18 protein-coding genes and 1 pseudogene are annotated in these 18324 nt (G+C 42.5%); 10 read left to right on the top strand and 9 right to left on the bottom strand.

The window, feature by feature from the left end; translation table 11 throughout:
- Positions 1–3: 3 nt before the first annotated feature.
- The gene (locus tag C3V43_RS03560; RefSeq protein ID WP_106068626.1) at positions 4–1017 is read left to right on the top strand and encodes an FAD:protein FMN transferase; all 1014 of its coding nucleotides are present in this window, start codon (positions 4–6) and stop codon (positions 1015–1017) included.
- 392 nt (positions 1018–1409) lie between these two features.
- On the opposite strand, the gene C3V43_RS03555 is transcribed toward C3V43_RS03560, so the two are convergent.
- A complete protein-coding gene (locus C3V43_RS03555) occupies positions 1410–1778 on the bottom strand; it encodes a DMT family protein (protein WP_106068625.1) in 369 nt (122 codons plus the stop codon).
- Positions 1779–1791: 13 nt separating this feature from the next.
- A complete protein-coding gene (locus C3V43_RS03550) occupies positions 1792–2547 on the bottom strand; it encodes a PP-loop family protein (protein ID WP_106068624.1) in 756 nt (251 codons plus the stop codon).
- 159 nt (positions 2548–2706) lie between these two features.
- Between C3V43_RS03550 and C3V43_RS03545 the strand changes: the two genes are divergently transcribed.
- From C3V43_RS03545 to mnmE, 5 genes are all read left to right on the top strand, one after another.
- Positions 2707–4137 carry a tetratricopeptide repeat protein gene (locus C3V43_RS03545; protein ID WP_106068623.1) on the top strand — a complete coding sequence of 477 codons (1431 nt, stop codon included), beginning with the start codon at positions 2707–2709 and terminating at the stop codon, positions 4135–4137.
- Between the two features lie 10 nt (positions 4138–4147).
- A complete protein-coding gene (locus tag C3V43_RS03540; protein ID WP_106068622.1) occupies positions 4148–4618 on the top strand; it encodes an NfeD family protein in 471 nt (156 codons plus the stop codon).
- 24 nt (positions 4619–4642) lie between these two features.
- Positions 4643–5644 (top strand): flotillin-like protein FloA, encoded by a 1002-nt coding sequence (gene floA / locus C3V43_RS03535; protein ID WP_106068621.1) that lies wholly within the window; start codon positions 4643–4645, stop codon positions 5642–5644.
- 34 nt (positions 5645–5678) lie between these two features.
- Positions 5679–6557, top strand: a complete 879-nt coding sequence (locus tag C3V43_RS03530) for a nucleoside phosphorylase (RefSeq protein ID WP_106068620.1) — start codon at positions 5679–5681, stop codon at positions 6555–6557.
- Positions 6558–6933: 376 nt separating this feature from the next.
- A complete protein-coding gene (mnmE, locus tag C3V43_RS03525; protein WP_106068619.1) occupies positions 6934–8322 on the top strand; it encodes a tRNA uridine-5-carboxymethylaminomethyl(34) synthesis GTPase MnmE in 1389 nt (462 codons plus the stop codon).
- A 277-nt stretch (positions 8323–8599) separates the two neighbouring features.
- Here mnmE and C3V43_RS03520 read toward each other — a convergent pair whose 3' ends face one another.
- The 3 genes and pseudogenes from C3V43_RS03520 to C3V43_RS03510 all read right to left on the bottom strand — a co-directional run bounded on the left by C3V43_RS03520 (position 8600) and on the right by C3V43_RS03510 (position 10195).
- Positions 8600–9508 (bottom strand): transposase, encoded by a 909-nt coding sequence (locus C3V43_RS03520; RefSeq protein WP_234878149.1) that lies wholly within the window; start codon positions 9506–9508, stop codon positions 8600–8602.
- 170 nt (positions 9509–9678) lie between these two features.
- Positions 9679–9897 (bottom strand): annotated as a pseudogene (locus C3V43_RS03515) (hypothetical protein); the annotation flags it as partial.
- An 88-nt stretch (positions 9898–9985) separates the two neighbouring features.
- Complete coding sequence (locus C3V43_RS03510) at positions 9986–10195, bottom strand: helix-turn-helix domain-containing protein (RefSeq protein ID WP_106068618.1); 210 nt, start codon at positions 10193–10195, stop codon at positions 9986–9988.
- A 123-nt stretch (positions 10196–10318) separates the two neighbouring features.
- Here C3V43_RS03510 and C3V43_RS03505 point away from each other — a divergent pair, with 123 nt between their 5' ends.
- Together C3V43_RS03505 and C3V43_RS03500 are read left to right on the top strand one after the other, a co-directional pair.
- Complete coding sequence (locus C3V43_RS03505) at positions 10319–11146, top strand: GIY-YIG nuclease family protein (RefSeq protein WP_106068617.1); 828 nt, start codon at positions 10319–10321, stop codon at positions 11144–11146.
- A 91-nt stretch (positions 11147–11237) separates the two neighbouring features.
- On the top strand, positions 11238–11750 hold the full coding sequence (locus C3V43_RS03500; RefSeq protein WP_106068616.1) for a DUF6155 family protein: 513 nt from the start codon (positions 11238–11240) through the stop codon (positions 11748–11750).
- Between the two features lie 124 nt (positions 11751–11874).
- On the opposite strand, the gene C3V43_RS03495 is transcribed toward C3V43_RS03500, so the two are convergent.
- Complete coding sequence (locus C3V43_RS03495) at positions 11875–13188, bottom strand: UDP-glucose dehydrogenase family protein (protein WP_106068615.1); 1314 nt, start codon at positions 13186–13188, stop codon at positions 11875–11877.
- Positions 13189–13191: 3 nt separating this feature from the next.
- A complete protein-coding gene (gene rfbC / locus C3V43_RS03490) occupies positions 13192–13740 on the bottom strand; it encodes a dTDP-4-dehydrorhamnose 3,5-epimerase (protein ID WP_106068614.1) in 549 nt (182 codons plus the stop codon).
- A gap of 263 nt (positions 13741–14003) precedes the next feature.
- Between rfbC and C3V43_RS03485 the strand changes: the two genes are divergently transcribed.
- Together C3V43_RS03485 and C3V43_RS03480 are read left to right on the top strand one after the other, a co-directional pair.
- Positions 14004–15056 (top strand): HU domain-containing protein, encoded by a 1053-nt coding sequence (locus tag C3V43_RS03485; RefSeq protein ID WP_106068613.1) that lies wholly within the window; start codon positions 14004–14006, stop codon positions 15054–15056.
- Between the two features lie 39 nt (positions 15057–15095).
- Positions 15096–15617 carry an FHA domain-containing protein gene (locus C3V43_RS03480; RefSeq protein WP_106068612.1) on the top strand — a complete coding sequence of 174 codons (522 nt, stop codon included), beginning with the start codon at positions 15096–15098 and terminating at the stop codon, positions 15615–15617.
- Between the two features lie 46 nt (positions 15618–15663).
- Here the strand turns inward: C3V43_RS03480 and C3V43_RS03475 are convergent, their stop codons facing one another.
- Together C3V43_RS03475 and C3V43_RS03470 are read right to left on the bottom strand one after the other, a co-directional pair.
- Positions 15664–17103 (bottom strand): tagaturonate reductase, encoded by a 1440-nt coding sequence (locus C3V43_RS03475; protein WP_106068611.1) that lies wholly within the window; start codon positions 17101–17103, stop codon positions 15664–15666.
- A 68-nt stretch (positions 17104–17171) separates the two neighbouring features.
- Positions 17172–18233 carry a LacI family DNA-binding transcriptional regulator gene (locus tag C3V43_RS03470; protein WP_106068610.1) on the bottom strand — a complete coding sequence of 354 codons (1062 nt, stop codon included), beginning with the start codon at positions 18231–18233 and terminating at the stop codon, positions 17172–17174.
- Positions 18234–18324 lie beyond the last annotated feature (91 nt).

The raw sequence follows: 18324 nt of genomic DNA, 5'->3' as shown, positions 1-18324 counted from the left end.
ACAATGGACAAAAGAGTACAACGAAATTTCTTATGGATTGCCTTGCTCTTATTAGGCACCATCTGGATATTGGCACGCCACAACCGCCCAATCCCCTATCAGACCGACAGCGGACTGATATTCGGTACAATATATAAGGTGACCTATCAACATGACAGAAGCCTGAAAGAGGAGATAGAAGCAGAACTTAAACGCTTCGACGGTTCGCTTTCACCCTTCAACGATACGGCAATCATCACCCGTATCAACCGAAACGAAGACATCATTGCCGACAGTTTTTTTATCAACGTATTTCATCGCAGCATGGAAATATCCAAAGAGACCAACGGCGCTTTCGACATCACCATTGCCCCATTGGCCAATGCATGGGGATTTGGATTCAAGAAAGGAGCATTCCCCGACTCTGTCGTGATAGACAGTCTGCTGGAAATTACAGGATATAATAAAGTGCAAATATCCACAAAAGGAAAAGTGGTGAAGCAAGACCCACGTATCATGCTTTCGTGTAGTGCCGTGGCCAAAGGTTATGCCGTAGACGTCGTAGCACATCTATTAGAAAAAAAAGGAATCGGCAACTTCATGGTAGATATCGGAGGAGAAGTGGTTGTCCGTGGAAAGAATCCGCAGGACGGGCTTTGGCGCATCGGCATAAACAAACCCGTAGACGATTCGTTAGCAGTAAACCAAGAATTGCAAACCATCTTGAAAGTCACGAACTTGGGCATAGCCACTTCCGGAAACTACCGTAACTACTATTACAAAGACGGGAAAAAATATGCACATACCATCGACCCGCGTACCGGCTATCCCGTACAGCACAATATCTTGTCGGCAACGGTCATTGCCAAAGATTGCATGAGCGCAGATGCCTATGCCACAGCATTCATGGTGATGGGGCTGGAAGAAGCGGAGCGTTTTGCGGACATGCACCCTGACATTGACGCATGTTTTATCTATGCAGATAAAAAAGGCAAACTGCAAATGTTCCTGACCAAGGGCATGAAGAAGTATATGTGAGCAACCTCTTCGTTGCTTACCGGAGCTTCTACTTATTGCATACCGCTTCTCGCTGATGTAACATCGCCTCGGTACTCCCTCTCTTCCTGCTGATTTCCCCACATACGTCAACTTACGGGAATCACCCCACGTTTTATACTCGAACCTTTATTCGCAGTGCGCGGATATTCGTTCGCACATTGCGGATATTTGTCCGCAGTGTGCGTTTTTGTATCCGCACGGTGCGAACAGAGATTTATCCAAGCATCGAACAAGTTTACTGTTTACCTCAAACGTTTTTATTCTGTACAGCCAACAGATTTTTTATATAGATACACCTTTGTTACTGCAAGCGTTCTTTCCACTCTCACAAAAAGGCCGAGACAAGACGACGAGGGTAAAACACCACGGAATCACTTATAGAACACGAAATACACTGCCAAAACCAAACAGATAAAAGCTGCAAAATGATTCCAATGCAACGTTTCTCCCTTGAAAAGGACTGTGGTGAATACAGTAAAAATAATCAAAGTAATCACTTCCTGAATCACTTTCAACTGCATCAGAGAAAACGGTCCCCCATTTCCCATGAAACCGATACGGTTGGCCGGCACTTGACAGGAATACTCTGCCAAAGCAATCGCCCATGAAAACAGGACGACAGCATACAGTGGCCAACTGGAAATAACTTTTGTTTCCTGCAATTTCAAATGGCCATACCAGGCAAACGTCATAAAAATGTTGGATACGATCAACAATAGAATGGTATAAAATGCTTTCATAAACGGTTAGGGGTTAGTGATCAGTGGTTCGTTTTTGGGGGAGCAATTCTTCCTGCACGTTCGCCATACTGCCCCACAAACTATAGCGCGCCTCGGGGTTCATTGCTTCCAATTGCTTCAGAATGCCTTTCATCGTACTACGGCTGGACTGCGACTCGTAAGGACAATTCTTCACTTGTTTACGATAGCCTCTGGCCTTTGACAATTCTATCAAATCTGCTTCATGAACCAGACACATCGGACGGATGATTGTCATATCAAATTTCTTCATGACAAGCCGGGGAGGCATTGTGCTGAATGCTCCTTGATAGGTGGCATTCATCAACAACGTCTCCAAGATGTCATCCATGTGATGCCCCAATGCTATTTTATTGCATCCCTGCTCTTTGGCCACAGTAAACAGCGCTTTGCGCCGATTCCAGGAACAAAGGAAACAAGGAGACTTACGAGTATCGGTAGAAGCATCGAATTCCGTTTCGCAAAAGACGAAAGGTATGCCCCATGACTCGACATATTCTTTCAGATAGGCCACATCACTCTGATATGGGATATTCTTCATCACCACATGAGCAGCAACGACAGAGAACCTCGGCTTGAACACCCGAGCACGTTTGGCCAAAAGTTCGACCAATGCCAAAGAGTCCTTGCCGCCGGAAAGACCGATGAGTATCTTATCTCCTTCCTCGATCAGGCCATACTCCACCACCCCTTTACTGAACCGCTTCTCTATGCGACGCAGCAGCTTTTCTTCTTCGGAAAATTGCGCCATAAATACAATGATTGTTTTTGGGTTGTTGAATAAACGGCTGCAAAAGTAAGAGAAAAGAACGATTTAAAGAAGAATTAACATAATAGAATTAAGGAAACAGGCTTTATTCCCGATAAATTTGTATTTTTGAAATCCTGAACAAATTCAGCAGACTACAAGATGAAAAAGATATATATATTTTTCTTTCTATTCGGCTTTCTGGACATGACAGTTTCGGCACAGACTTTGGCTGAAGCAAAAGCTCTATATGAAAAGAAAGAATACGAAAAAGCCAGACCGGCATTTAAGAAACTTGTAAGGACACAACCGGCAAACGGCAACTATAATTTGTGGTACGGCGTGTGTTGCCTGGAAACCGGAGAAGCAACCGAAGCCTTGAAATATCTGGAAACAGCTGTGAAGAAACGCATTCCGAGCGGACAACTGTATTTAGCACGGGCATACAATGACTTATATCGTTTTGAAGATGCCGTCGAAACCTACGAAACCTATATCTCGGACTTAAACAAGAGGAAACGCCCCACGCAAGAAGCCGAAAAGTTATTGGAAAAGAGCAGAAGCAACCTACGCATGCTGAAAGGCGTGGAGGAGGTCTGCTTTGTGGACAGTTTCGTCGTGGACAAAGAAAACTTTCTGGAAGCATACAAGCTCAGTCATGAATCAGGCAAACTTTTCATGTACAACAGTTACTTCAAAGACTCCGACACACAAGGGGGAACCGTATATGAAACAGAGTTGGGCAACAAGCTATACTACAGCGAACTGCAACCGGACGGTACGCTCAGCATACTTTCACGCAACAAACTGCTGGATGCGTGGAGCAACGGCAATCTCCTGCCCGAAAGCATCAATGAAGGTATAAATGCGAGTTATCCATACGTACTCACAGACGGAATTACCATCTATTATGCATCGGACGGTTTTCATTCGATGGGGGGCTATGACATCTTTGTCACACGATACAATACAAATACGGATTCCTATCTGACACCGGAAAATGTAGGCATGCCTTTCAACTCCCCCTATAATGATTATATGTACGTAATAGATGAATTCAACAATCTGGGATGGTTTGCCTCCGACAGATACCAACCGGAAGATAAAGTCTGCATTTATGTGTTTATCCCTAATACCTCAAAACAGGTGTACAATTATGAGGCTATGCAACAGGATAAATTAGTTGCATTGGCACAAATCCACTCCATAAAAGACACATGGACAAATACTGACGCCGTTACGGCTGCTCGGGAAAGATTGCAGAAGTCGGTCGATGAGAAACCGAAAACGTCCCAACAACACGAGTTCCGATTCATCATTGACGATAACAACACGTATTACCGGTCAGACGATTTCCGGTCTCCGCAGGCCAAAGCCCTGCACAACCAATACGTCCTATTGGAAAAAAGCTACAAGCAGCAACAGGAAAAGCTGGCAAAGATGCGCTCGGAATATGCCAATGCCGGTAAAAACGAAAAAGACGGAATGTCTGCCGCTATTCTCGATTTGGAGAAAAGGGTTCAACAATTGTCGGCAGAATTGGAGCAAGCCATCGTCAAAGTGAGAAATACCGAAAAACAAGTCATCAAATAAATAAAGAATCATGGACATATTAATCATCGCAGTATTGGTCATTGCAGCTATCATTCTGTTTTTAGTGGAGCTATTCATTGTTCCGGGCATCAGTATTGCCGGTTTCTTGGCAGGAGGATGCATTGTCGTTGCCAATTATTATGCTTTTGTACAAATGGGAACAACAGCAGGCTTCATAACACTGGCCATATCTGCCGTGGCCTGCATCGGCTCATTAATCGGATTTATGCGTTCAAAAACATTGGACAGGCTTTCGCTTAAAAAAGATATCACTTCCAAAGTAGACCGCACAGCCGAAGAACGGGTAAAGGTGGGCGACGTAGGCGTCACTACCACTCGCCTGGCTCTTATCGGTTATGCCGAAATCAACGGTGACATTGTAGAAGTTAAATCCATCGACGGTTTTCTGGATGAAAAGACTTCCATCGTAGTGAACCGCATTACGAACGGGGTACTTATGGTTGAAAAGCTAAAAAACTAATATTCACTTAATACTTGATAACTTATGGATCCAAACACAATGTATCTGACCGCCTTTCTTATCATAGGAGGCATTATTTTTCTGGTACTGTTCTTCCACTACGTACCGTTCTTCTTGTGGCTTTCTGCCAAGGTGTCGGGAGTCAACATTTCGCTAGTGCAGCTTTTCCTGATGCGTATTCGTAATGTTCCTCCCTATATCATTGTTCCGGGAATGATCGAAGCACATAAAGCCGGCCTAAAAGATATCACCCGAGACGAATTGGAAGCGCACTACCTTGCCGGAGGACATGTGGAAAGAGTAGTACATGCATTGGTTTCTGCCTCCAAAGCCAACATTGAGTTGCCATTTCAAATGGCCACTGCCATTGACCTTGCCGGTCGTGATGTGTTTGAAGCTGTGCAAATGTCAGTAAATCCCAAAGTGATAGATACACCTCCTGTAACTGCCGTTGCCAAAGATGGCATCCAATTGATAGCCAAAGCCCGCGTCACTGTACGCGCCAATATCCGCCAATTGGTGGGTGGAGCCGGAGAAGACACCATCTTGGCCCGTGTAGGCGAAGGTATCGTATCGTCCATTGGCTCGTCCGAGAACCATAAAACCGTATTAGAGAACCCCGATTCTATTTCCAAATTGGTATTGCGCAAAGGTCTGGATGCCGGAACAGCTTTCGAAATTCTTTCTATTGATATAGCCGATATCGATATAGGCAAGAACATTGGTGCCGCCCTGCAAATAGATCAGGCAAATGCTGACAAGAACATAGCTCAAGCCAAAGCTGAAGAACGCCGTGCCATGGCAGTGGCCAGCGAACAGGAAATGAAAGCCAAAGCACAGGAAGCCCGCGCCAAAGTAATCGAGGCCGAAGCTGAAGTGCCTAAAGCTATGGCCGAAGCATTCCGCAGCGGCAATCTCGGCATCATGGATTATTATCGCATGAAGAACATCGAAGCCGACACTTCCATGCGTGAAAATATAGCCAAGCCCGCAACCGGCAACAACAATCAACCGTTAAGTAAATAACCTCTAAAAGAGATAAGTTCAAGCATCTACGAAAATGAAAAAATATTTTGCTTCTTCCGAACTGATAATCAATGAAGATGGTTCAGTCTTCCATCTGCACGTAAAGCCGGAATGGCTGGCAGACAAAGTAATCCTGGTAGGCGACCCCGGGCGGGTGGCATTAGTAGCTTCTCATTTCGAGCACAAAGAATGCGAAGTGGAAAGCCGTGAGTTCAGAACCGCGACCGGTACTTATAAAGGAAAACGCATTACCGTAGTTTCCACCGGCATCGGTTGTGACAACATCGACATAGTAATGAACGAATTGGATGCTCTTGCCAACATCGATTTCCATACGCGCGAAGAGAAGCCTCAACTGCGTCAGCTTGAAGTAGTGCGCATCGGCACCTGTGGCGGTCTGCAACCCGACACGCCGGTAGGTACATTCGTATGTTCCGAGAAGTCCATCGGCTTTGATGGCCTGCTGAACTTTTATGCTGGACGCAACTCTGTTTGCGACCTGCCCTTTGAGCGTGCCTTCCTGAACCATATGGGATGGTCGGGCAATATCTGCGCACCTGCTCCTTATGTCATTGACGCAGACACCGAATTGATAAATCGTATTGCGCAAGACGACATGGTGCGCGGTGTAACCATTGCCGCCGGAGGCTTCTTCGGCCCGCAAGGCCGGGAGCTTCGTATTCCATTGGCCGACCCGCACCAAAATGAGAAAATTGAAAAATTTGAATACGACGGATATCGCATTACCAACTTCGAAATGGAGAGTTCTGCACTGGCCGGACTAAGCCGCCTGATGGGACACAAGGCGATGACCGTATGCATGGTCATTGCCAACCGGTTGATAAAAGAAGCCAATACCGGATACAAGAATACAATCGATACGCTCATCAAAACCGTACTCGATCGTATCTAACAAGTACGGCATTGGTTCAGCTTCAACGCCTCTCTCCATTCAACCGATAGCCGTTATAGCACACCCCTCTAAAAGGTCATTTCAAACTCTACATCGGAGTATTGATATGACCTTTCTTTGTTAAGCCCCACACTTCAGTGAGCCTATGCCCACACTTAACGAGCCGTAACCCCACACTTTAGGAAACGTATGCCCACACTTCAAAGGAGTTCTCCCCACACTTCAGGAGACACAATCCCACACTTTGGAAAGTATAAGCCCACACCTTAGGAACGATAAGTCGGGAGAAAAAATAAAACAAGTAACGGACTTTTCAGACGAACCTTTTTTGCAAAGAAAACATTATATTTGCAAAAGGTAAAATATACAGAACAAAATGAATCAAGATACTATTTGTGCCATAGCCACCGCCCAAGGAGGTGCCATAGGTTGCATCCGTGTTTCCGGACCGAAAGCAATAGAAATAACCTCGCTCATCTTCACCCCTGCCTCCCCCGGCAAGATATTGGAAGAAAGTAAACCATACACACTCACCTTCGGTCGTATTCACGAAGAAGAAACAATCATCGACGAAGTGTTGATCAGTTTATTCCGTGCTCCACATTCATACACCGGAGAGAATAGCACCGAAATCACCTGCCATGGTTCCGGCTATATCATGCAAAAGATACTGCAACTACTCATTAAAAAAGGTTGTCGCATGGCACAACCCGGAGAATATACCCAACGCGCATTCCTCAATGGCAAAATGGATTTAAGTCAAGCAGAAGCTGTAGCCGACCTGATAGCTTCCTCCTCCGCCTCAACCCATCGTCTTGCCATGAACCAGATGAGAGGTGGTTTCAGTAAAGAACTTACCGCATTGCGTAATCAGCTATTACATTTCACCTCCCTTATAGAACTGGAATTGGACTTCAGCGACCACGAAGAGCTGGAGTTTGCCGACCGATCCGAGCTCTGCCAACTGGCCGACGGCATAGAAAAAGTTATTTCCCGCCTAGTACACTCTTTTAGTGTGGGGAATGCTATAAAGAACGGTATCCCCGTAGCCATAATAGGTGAAACAAATGCCGGCAAGTCCACCCTACTGAACACACTGTTGAATGAAGAAAAGGCGATTGTCAGCGATATCCACGGAACGACACGCGATGTAATAGAAGATACAGTCAACATTGGTGGTATCACTTTCCGTTTCATTGATACGGCAGGCATCCGCGAGACAAGTGATACTATTGAAAGTATTGGTATCGAACGTACTTTCCAAAAACTAGAACAAGCAGAAATTGTTCTATGGATGATTGATGCAACTGACACTGCATCTCAGATATCACAGCTATCCCTGCAAATACTCCCTCGTTGCGAAGGAAAACAACTTATTCTTGTATTCAACAAAGCCGATTTAGTAGAAAACCCTTCGGACATTTCCTCTACCCTCCCCTTTCCGGAAAAGATACAATCCATTGCGATTTCCGCCAAAAAACAAACCAATATCGATGCCTTGAAACAGATGTTAGTTTCTACCGCCAATCTGCCGATCGTAACTCAGAACGATGTCATTGTCACAAACCTCCGCCACTACGAGGCCCTAACCCATGCTCTCGAAGCCATCCAACGAGTTCAGCAAGGTCTGACCGATAATCTTTCCGGAGATTTCATTTCACAAGATATCCGAGAGTGCATCTTCCACTTGAGCGACATTGCAGGAGAAGTCACAAACGATATGGTACTTAAGAATATCTTTGAGAACTTTTGCATCGGCAAGTAAAGTGGTGATTACCAACGATTAGCATATCTCATCAACGATTATCAAGGCGTTCATTTTGAGTGCCTTTCTTTTTAGCCTTATAAGCGATGGTTATCGTTTATAGGGCTTTTTCAGCTCATTTTTGTACCGCATTTGTTGCTCGCTTGTTACTCTCCGATTTTAGGTCGGAAAGGTCGTGGACACACTGGTACGTCATGGTACGTGGTGGTACGCGATGAAACAGATTTGGCGAAATAAACGGATAATGCGAATCAGTAGTTGGTCTCTGATTCTTGTTTTAAAAAATTAGATAAATGAATGCGATGGCAATTTTTCCCATCGTATGTACTAAAAGTCCGGATGTTGATCTGACTTTCATCGCTCTTTGAATATTTGTTTTCTCATTCAGCCAGTTGAAAAACGACTCTATGGGTTGTCTGACCTTTGAAACAGCAGTAGAGAACAGGTCTCTTCCGGCTTTCTCTCTTTGAGTAATAACCGGAGCCTCCCCTTTTATTGCTTTTACGGGAGTTAGCATAGTTACTCCTTGTTCTTGCTGCTTATTCCTCCAGTAAGAGAAATCCGAGTATATCTTATCAGCGAAGATTTTTCTTTTTATAAGGATGTCAGCAGCTTCTCTTTTAAGAACCGTCAGATCATTCTCTTCTGCCGATGATAAGATAATCATTTCAGGAAATGGAATAGTTCCTTCCCTACGAAAGGCTAAAGCATGGATTTTTAGACCGAAATAATAAATGTTCTTTGTAGAACAGTATCCTTTGGTTGCAATTTCAGTAGCTACCTTTCCTGTTTTATTCTTTCCTGCACAGGTAATAATGGGCATAGAGTCAATAAGTGATGTCATAGAATCGCAATCCTCCGGTTTAAAGAATGTAATGAGATGCTTTACAAGTTCACCAATTGCCTCACTCATCAGGTTTAACCGATAGTTGAATGTCTGATAAGAAGGTAGGTTGGGGAACCATGAGAGCAAATATTCTTCAGTGAATGTATGTATCTCTTTGATTTGGAAGTATCGCTGATAGGCTCCGCAAAACAGATATACGGTAAGCAGTTCCTGGTCTGTAAAGATAGGATTTGCATTATTACTGAATCTCTGGCAGTAAAACTTCAGTGAAGACTGGTAAATATCGCAGATGTACATATATATTTTTATAAGTTTTAGCTCTTTCTCCTTGGGAATCATAATTAGAACAATGAGTGGTTTTATTCTTCTAATATACTGATTTCCAAGGAGATTAAGAAACAAACAGACAAGATAATTAATTGAATAATAACATTTTAACTAACTGAATCAAGTAGGGATTTCAACTACTGATTCGCATGGATAAATAATGAGTAGTAAAATCGACATTCAGCAAATGCGTCTGTTTCTTCACGCTTAGCTTCAAGTACCCCTACTGCTTTTCCATTAATGAAAAGGAAATAATCTGCTTCAAGATTTCCTTTCAATAAACCTTCTCTTATGGCTACAGCTGTACAAGTAGGTTCATAATCCTCCCTGTTGACTACTTTCCAACCAGCATCGGCAAACCACTGGTCTATCTTTATTCTTGCTTTTTCTTCAGGAGTCATGTTCTTGATATTGTATATTATCGGAAGTTCATAGGCACATCTGCAACAGGTTACAAAAGAAACCTGAACCTCCTAACCGTATTAAATACTATTGTAATCTTTCTTTTTTATCGGTTATCAAATCCTTCAAATCGACTTGTAATATCTCCGCAATCTGTTGCAAGGTTTCCAAATTTGGCTGAATCCGATTACAAGCATAGGCATTTACCATACTGAAACTCTTGTCTAGTTTTTTTGCCAACCATGTTTGAGAGATACCTTTTTCAGATAATACAGCCTTTATTCTATTCAGTTTCATTCTTTGATATGATTTTATAATGCAAATATAGCGAATTATATTCTATAATAGTGTATATTTGCATTAAGAAAAGTCAGTTCTTAAATGAGTTATACCTCAAAGTAATTGAATTTTGACATATTTATGGGAAAGACTGTAACAACATATTTAATTGACGGAGATCCTAAAGGAACTCAATACGCATTCATTAGCAACAAAATTTGCCAAATGTTTGTCGTACCACGTTCTAATCTCTCCTATTTGAATACACAAGAGAAGTTACAAAAACCTGCATTCTATATATTACTGGGGGAAGATGAATCAACAAAACCGCAGGCATATATAGGTGAAACGGAAAATTTCAAAGAACGTGTAAAAGACCACGACAGCAAAAAAGCGTTTTGGCAAAAAGCACTCATATTCGTATCGAAAGACGCCGATATGACTAAAGTTGATGTGCAATACCTAGAACATAAAGCGATAGCCGAAGCCAAGAAAGCAAACGCTTTTGTTTTAAGCGATAATAAACAAATTTCTAAAGCACCGAATCTACCAGAGCATCAACAGGACTCAATGGATGAATTTTTCGAAGATGTGAAGTTTCTGGCATCATTTATCGGTTGCAATATTTTTGATGTATCACAACCCAAAGAAGAACATCTATTCTACACCAAAGGTAGAGGATGCAATGCAAAAGGCTTCTATAGTTCCGATGGCTTTACAGTCCTAAAAGGAAGTACTGTTGCCAAAACAATGGTTCCGTCTTTCAACTGGAAAGAAAAACGAGAAAAGATGCTTCAAGATTACACTTCTACTGAGAACGGAATATTGGTATTGACATCAGATAAAACTTTTTCAAGTCCCAGTACTGCTGCAGATTTCTGTATTGGTAGCAGTAATAATGGCTGGTTGATATGGAAAGACAAAGATGGAAACACATTGGATTCAGTTTATAGAAAACAGCTGGATTAATAACATATCAATTGGAAGCATATATGGAAGAAAAAGGATTGTTTGGAAATTAGCAAGAATGTAAAATACACAATTAATTGAAAATCAATCTATGTCAAAAGCAAAGCTAAAAAAACACTTGTTTTCACTTACAAAAGAACAGATAACCGATATTGTTCTTGAACTATACGATGCACGTAAAGAGGCAAAAGATTATCTGGAGTTTTATCTTGCCCCAGATTGCAACGCTGAATTAGAAAAGAGCAAGAAAGCTATCAGAAACGAGTTCTTCCCAACTCGTGGATTTTCCGAAAAGCCGTCATTTGCCAAATGTCGAAAAGTCATTTCCGATTTTCAAAAACTAAAACCGGAGCCAACCACTGTTGCCGATTTAATGTTGTTCTATATCGAACAAGGATGCGAATACACACTTGAATTTGGCGATATGTGGGAACAGTTCTATACAACACTGGAGGGAAATTTCAACAAGGCTATGCGCTTTATCTTTCTCAACGGATTGTTAGCCTGTTATTACGAACGGATTGAAAAGCTTATTGATAGCGTATCGAATTGTGGCTGGGGATTTTATTACACATTACAAGATATTTATTCTGAATATCGGTAGTGGTTTTTAAGCTTTGATAGGCAGTATCCATAATTTTGTGTAAAATAAAAATAAGAAAGACGGAGTGATTTCCACCTTTCTTATTTTTATATTTCCATCGACTCCAATAATCATATTCTGTAACTTATTTGCCGATACAGTGATATGTAAAGCCCTGTTCTTCCAGTTCTTTTTTGTCATAAATATTACGGCCATCCAGTATTAGCAACTGCTTCATAGCCTTCTTGATGACTGCCCATGATGGTAAACGAAACTCGTTCCATTCGGTAATCAGCATCAATGCGTCTGCATCCAATGTGGCATCATACATATCTGTTGCATAATATACGCTATCACCGATGCGGCGACGGCATTCATTGATGGCAGCGGGATCGTATGCCCGTATGCTGCATCCGGCTTTCGATAGCTTGTCGATCAAGACCAAAGCCGGCGCTTCACGCATATCATCTGTTTCCGGTTTAAACGATAATCCCCAAAGAGCAATGGTTTTTCCTTTCAGGTTGTTATTGAAATGCTTCTGGAGTTTCTCAAACAAGATGTTTTTTTGGTTTTCGTTGACTTCCTCTACTGCTCGAAGTACCCTCATTTTATACCCATTCAGTTCGGCAGTCTTTATCAAAGCCTTTACGTCTTTTGGAAAACAAGAGCCACCATAGCCGATGCCCGGATATAGGAACTTACGTCCAATACGAGTATCAGAGCCTATACCACTACGTACCATATTGACATCTGCTCCTACCAATTCGCACAAATTGGCAATGTCATTCATGAAGCTGATACGAGTGGCCAACATGGAATTAGCGGCATATTTGGTCATCTCGGCAGAAGGTATATCCATAAAAATGACACGGAAATTATTTAGCAAGAAAGGTTTGTAAAGTTTACTCATTATCACCTTTGCACGTTCCGATTCCACTCCCACTACCACACGGTCAGGACTCATAAAATCATTGATGGCATTGCCTTCCTTCAAAAATTCCGGATTTGAAGCCACATCAAATTCAAGGTCTGCTCCTCTCTTGTCCAACTCAGTCTGAATGGCTGCACGCACTTTCTGAGCAGTACCTACAGGTACGGTACTTTTTGTGACCACCAATACATACTTCTGCATATTTCGTCCAATAGTGCGAGCAACTTCCAATACATAACTCAGGTCAGCACTACCATCCTCATCGGGAGGTGTTCCTACGGCACTAAATACAACGTCCACTTCGTTTAGACAACTCTCTAAAGAAGTTGTGAATTGCAGGCGACCTGCCTTCACATTACGGCTTACCATTTCCTCCAGTCCATTTTCGTAGATGGGGATAATGCCTTTTTCCAGTGCTTTTATTTTTTCACTGTTAGTGTCTACGCAAATCACATTGACACCAATTTCTGCAAAACAGGTGCCGGTCACTAAACCGACGTACCCTGTACCAACGATGGCTATTTTCATAGTTTATTTATAATAAACCGCATCTTTGAATGATACGGCATGTCTGTCTTTTTCTGATAATATGAGTAACTCTTCAGCAATGGGCCATTCAATGCCGATCGTTTCGTCATTATAGCGAATAGATGCTTCGGATTGAGGGGTATAGGCATTGTCTACTTTATAAGTAAAAACAGCTTCATCGCTCAGTACCAAAAAACCATGTGCAAAGCCCCTCGGGATGAAAAACTGTCGTTTGTTTTCTTCACTTAACTCCATGCTGACGTGTTTTCCGAATGTAGAAGATGATTTCCTTAAGTCGACAGCGACATCCAAAACCTTTCCACTCAGAACGCGTACCAGCTTGGCCTGACTATATTCTGCTTTTTGATAATGCAAACCACGCAATACTCCGAAAGACGATTTAGATTCATTGTCCTGAATAAAGTGAACATCTCCTATATGGATACGAAACTCTTCTTCTTTAAATGCCTCCATGAAATATCCGCGTGTATCATGAAAAACTTTTGGTTCAATCAGCCATACACCATCAATCTCTGTCTGTATGTAGTTCATTCTTTCAAAATGATTTATGTATTTTCTTTTTTATTCTATATTATAGCTTGGTCTGGTTCTGATTTATAGAACACTAAGCTTCTATCTTTCTACATTGGAAATGTATATAAAACATTGCAAATGTATAAAAAAAAACTGATTCTTTCTCGTCTGGCTTGAAAAAGCTTTTCCTATACTATAAGAGGGGGTATTGTTTATAAATTGTTGATAAGAAAAAACGCCGGGAACTGGTTTATATCCGATATTTCAGTTATTTTTGTTGCATGATTGAGTTGTCACAACATATAGAAGCGTTATTATTGGAAAATGATTGTGTCATTGTTCCTGGATTAGGCGGCTTTGTTGCTCACTATACCTCAGCGACACGAATTGAAGAAGAGAATCTCTTCCTACCCCCTACCCGCATCATCGGTTTCAATCCTCAACTGAAGATGAATGATGGAGTGTTGGTGCAATCTTATATGGCTGTTTATAACACCAGTTTTGCAGATGCTACCCGGATGATAGAAAGAAAAGTGGAGGGGATTTTTGCTACTCTTCATGAAGAAGGAAAAGTGGGTTTGTCTAATGTAGGAGAACTTCGTTATTCTATTCATGGCACTTATGAATTTATCCCTTACGATGATAAAATCACCAGCCCTTATTTGTATGGCTTGGATAGTTTTGAAATGAAAGAACTATCTGTTTTGACGCAATTTACCGGAGGGAAGATTATCCCAATGATTCCTACAATAGAGAAGAATAAGAAAAAGAACTTTGAAATCAAGGTTAACCGTTCATACTTGTCGAATGCTGTAGCTATGATAGCGGTCATTGTTCTATTCTTCCTGCTATCCACTCCGCTGGAAAACACGGAAGTGTTAGAAGGAAACTATGCGCAGCTACTTCCTGAGGAGCTTTTTGAGAAGATAGAAAAGCAATCTCTGGCTTTTACTCCGGTTGTCGTTTCGAAGATAGCAGAAAACAAAAAGAATCCGGCGGCTTCTGTTGCGCCCGTAAAGCCCAAAGTCGTAGCAAATGTTCCTCGTCCGACAATAGCCGCTACGATGAAAGTGGATGTTCCAGAGGGTGTCAATCCCGTTTCTCCTACCCTACCCTATCATATCATTGTTGCAAGTGTGGGAACAGAAAACGATGCACATCTGATGGCAGAGCGCCTGATACAAAAAGGCTTCTCTGGCGCAAAAGCCATTATTGGCGACGGAAAGATGCGTGTCTGCATTCAGTCGTGCAGTACTGAAACAGAAGCTTATCAGGCTTTAAATGAAATTCGTAAGCATGAAGCTTATCAGAATGCGTGGGTACTGAAGAAATAAGTATACCTCTCCATATCAATTATAATATTTTGATAATCAATGAAACGAATCCGTTGTCCTAAATGTGAGAGTTATTTAACGTTCGATGAAACAAAGTATAGCGAAGGCCAGTCATTGGTCTTTGTTTGCGAGCAATGTAAAAAGCAATTCAGCATTCGCTTAGGCAAGACAAAAATGCAAGCTCCTCAAAAAGAGGAGCTACCCAATGAAGAAGAATACAAAAATGCTTTCGGTAGCATTACGGTTATAGAAAATGTATTCGGATTCAAACAGGTACTACCTCTCAAGGAGGGGGATAATGTGATAGGGCGTCGTTGTGTGGGAACAGTAATTCATGCGCCTATAGAAAGCTCGGACATGAGCATGGATCGCAGGCATTGCATTATCAATGTAAAACGCGGCAAGCAAGGCGGACTGGTATATACACTGCGCGATGCTCCCAGCCTGACAGGGACTTTCCTGAACAATGAACTTTTAGGTGACAAAGATCGTGTCCGCATTAAGGATGGAGCAATTGTAACTATTGGCGCCACCACATTTATTCTGCGTACGGCAGAATAGAAATAGGTAACCCCAAGGGCCTCATGACTCTTGGGGCTACTTATTTTTAAAGGATACCTTTCACTGTTTCCAGCATTCCCTTAGATAGAATCGAGTCCAAGTTAGCTTTCACAGCTGTGCTAAGTCCGGGAATGGAATTCAGGTTTTCTCCCCAAATAAACGTTGCACCCAATACCCCTTCTGTTACTTTTTGGGTATCGCCGGTTGCCCATAAATCTTTCAGAAGTTCTATGATTTCCGGAGCATCGTTTGGAACGATTTCAGCACCGTCTTCGCGAACACCACCTTTGTAATATGTAATGATGGCTGCAAGGCCGAGCACCAATCCTTTGGGCAGTTCGCCTTTGCGTTGCAAATAGGTCTTCAATCCCGGAAGATCTCGAGTCTGGTATTTGGGAAATGAATTCAGCATGATACTGGTTACGACATGATCGACAAACGGATTATTGAAACGCTCCAATACGTCTTCGGCAAACTTCTTCAGCTCGTTTTTAGGCAAGTTTAATGTTTCCATTAATTCGTCGAACATCACTTTATTGATGTATTTACCGATTACCGGATGTTGGCAAGCGTCACGAACGATATTGATTCCGGATAGGTAGGATACCGGAGACAGAACAGTGTGAGGACCATTCAGCAGTGTTACCTTTCTTTCGTGGTAAGGTTCTTCGGATGGAACAAACAGCACGTTCAGTCCGGCCTTGTCTGCGGGGAACTCTTTTGCCACTTCTTGCGGCGCTTCAATTACCCACAAATGGAAAATCTCAGCCTGAACCACGAGGTTGTCGTCGTATTGCAGTTTTTCTTTAATGGCGGCAATATCTTTACGGGGAAATCCCGGTACAATGCGGTCGACCAATGTAGCATACACACCACAAGCCTCTTCGAACCAGGCTTTGAACTCGTTGCCCAACTGCCATAATTCGATGTATTGATAAATCGTCTCTTTCAGTTTGTGCCCGTTCAGGAATATCAGTTCGCAGGGGAAGATGATAAGTCCCTTGCTCTTGTCGCCATTGAATGTTTTGAAACGATGATACAGCAATTGTGTCAGCTTGCCCGGATAGGAAGCAGCGGGGGCATCGGTAAGTTTGCACGAGGGATCGAAGGCAATACCGGCTTCCGTAGTGTTGGAGATAACAAAGCGCATTTCCGGCTGCTCTGCCAATTTCAGGAACTCCTCGTTTTGTGTATAAGGATTCAATGCGCGGCTGATTACGTCAATCAAAGTCAGACTGTTGACTGTTTCGCCTTTGTCCAGGCCTTGCAGGTTGACATGATAAAGATTATCTTGCGCATTCAGCATATCCACCATACCTTTGTCGATGGGTTGCACTACTACTACGCTGCTATCAAAATCTGTCTTTTGATTCATGTTGTAGATAATCCAATCCACAAACGCACGCAGGAAGTTTCCTTCACCAAACTGGATGATGCGTTCCGGACGTTGTACTTTGGTAGCTGTTTCTCTGTTTAATGCTTTCATTTCAAAAAAATGGTTTAAATGATTGATATGGTTATTTATGTTACTTGTCATTGAAGAAAAGACTGGCATTACTCGAACTCAAAATAAAAATCAATGTTTTCTTTCATCATCACATCAATAGGCATGTATTTCACGGCTGTGACCGTTTTCTTGAAGACAATATGATTACACAAGGCTTTTACGCCGCAATAACCTTGCAGGCCGGGACGTTGGCCGATGAGATAGTTCACTTCGCCTGTTCTCAGGTATTCCACGTTCTTTTGCAGAAGGTCGTAACCTAACAGATTCTTCAACTTCTGCCCTTTCTGCTGCAAATAGTGCGCCACTTGATATACGCGGGAATTGAATACCACTCCTAAAACAGCCTTTGGGTGTTCATTAAAGAACGCGTCTAATATTTGCAGATTGGTATCTGCGTCTTCTTTGTGCAGAACGATGTCGTGAATGGGCAGGTTGTAATGTCTCTCGGCAAGATATTGCATGAATCCTTCCAAGCGGCGCTGCATCTGTATCTCGGCCGGATTGTTCTTCTGGTTGTTGAGGAAAAGCACAAGCTCCTGCCCTGCTTCGTAGCTGCTCATCAGGATTTTGGCAGCAATGTATCCGCTGGTTCTGGAATCTTGCCCGATATAGCATAAGGCATGTGTGTGCTCAATGTTGAAATCGACAAATACATATGGAATATCGTTCTTTTCCAGATAAGATGTAAGCTTCAATGTCTCTTCCTCGAAGTTCGGTGCAATCAATACCGCATCGGCCGATTCTTGTTGGAGAAGCCGGCACGCTTCTTCGTATGACTGCTTGTCGGCATGCGAATAGTATAAATAATCCACCCCTACATTAATAAGATGGAGTTCTTGCGCAGCACGCCCAACCCCTTGAGCTACGGCATGCCAATAATCGTGCTCTATATAATAAGGTATAATGCAAACAATGCGATAGCGCTTCTTGGCAGCCAGCCCAATGGCAAACACGTTAGGTTGATAGTCTATCTCATCGAGTACTTTCTGAACCTTCTCCATACTGGCATGGGATACGTCTCCGCGATTGTGCAATACGCGATCCACGGTTCCGGCAGAGACGCCTGCCATACGTGCGATGTCTTTAATGGTATAGATTTTATTTTCCATTTTTAAGGTGTATTCCTGAGTCGATAAAGGTGTGACGTTTAATACTTAAATATTATAAATATTTGCCGCAAAGATACGAATTATTTTGTTT

Origin of the sequence: Prevotella heparinolytica (assembly GCF_002998535.1) — a bacterium.
GTDB classification, from domain to species: Bacteria; Bacteroidota; Bacteroidia; order Bacteroidales; family Bacteroidaceae; genus Bacteroides; species Bacteroides heparinolyticus.
This window is presented reverse-complemented; position numbering and strand designations above follow the sequence as displayed.

Coding starts and splice junctions, on each gene's coding strand:
- C3V43_RS03560 (WP_106068626.1), top strand. CDS start 4: ATGGACAAAAGAGTACAACGAAATTTCTTATGGATTGCCTTGCTCTTA.
- C3V43_RS03555 (WP_106068625.1), bottom strand. CDS start 1,778: ATGAAAGCATTTTATACCATTCTATTGTTGATCGTATCCAACATTTTT.
- C3V43_RS03550 (WP_106068624.1), bottom strand. CDS start 2,547: ATGGCGCAATTTTCCGAAGAAGAAAAGCTGCTGCGTCGCATAGAGAAG.
- C3V43_RS03545 (WP_106068623.1), top strand. CDS start 2,707: ATGAAAAAGATATATATATTTTTCTTTCTATTCGGCTTTCTGGACATG.
- C3V43_RS03540 (WP_106068622.1), top strand. CDS start 4,148: ATGGACATATTAATCATCGCAGTATTGGTCATTGCAGCTATCATTCTG.
- floA (WP_106068621.1), top strand. CDS start 4,643: ATGGATCCAAACACAATGTATCTGACCGCCTTTCTTATCATAGGAGGC.
- C3V43_RS03530 (WP_106068620.1), top strand. CDS start 5,679: ATGAAAAAATATTTTGCTTCTTCCGAACTGATAATCAATGAAGATGGT.
- mnmE (WP_106068619.1), top strand. CDS start 6,934: ATGAATCAAGATACTATTTGTGCCATAGCCACCGCCCAAGGAGGTGCC.
- C3V43_RS03520 (WP_234878149.1), bottom strand. CDS start 9,508: ATGATTCCCAAGGAGAAAGAGCTAAAACTTATAAAAATATATATGTAC.
- C3V43_RS03510 (WP_106068618.1), bottom strand. CDS start 10,195: ATGAAACTGAATAGAATAAAGGCTGTATTATCTGAAAAAGGTATCTCT.
- C3V43_RS03505 (WP_106068617.1), top strand. CDS start 10,319: ATGGGAAAGACTGTAACAACATATTTAATTGACGGAGATCCTAAAGGA.
- C3V43_RS03500 (WP_106068616.1), top strand. CDS start 11,238: ATGTCAAAAGCAAAGCTAAAAAAACACTTGTTTTCACTTACAAAAGAA.
- C3V43_RS03495 (WP_106068615.1), bottom strand. CDS start 13,188: ATGAAAATAGCCATCGTTGGTACAGGGTACGTCGGTTTAGTGACCGGC.
- rfbC (WP_106068614.1), bottom strand. CDS start 13,740: ATGAACTACATACAGACAGAGATTGATGGTGTATGGCTGATTGAACCA.
- C3V43_RS03485 (WP_106068613.1), top strand. CDS start 14,004: ATGATTGAGTTGTCACAACATATAGAAGCGTTATTATTGGAAAATGAT.
- C3V43_RS03480 (WP_106068612.1), top strand. CDS start 15,096: ATGAAACGAATCCGTTGTCCTAAATGTGAGAGTTATTTAACGTTCGAT.
- C3V43_RS03475 (WP_106068611.1), bottom strand. CDS start 17,103: ATGAAAGCATTAAACAGAGAAACAGCTACCAAAGTACAACGTCCGGAA.
- C3V43_RS03470 (WP_106068610.1), bottom strand. CDS start 18,233: ATGGAAAATAAAATCTATACCATTAAAGACATCGCACGTATGGCAGGC.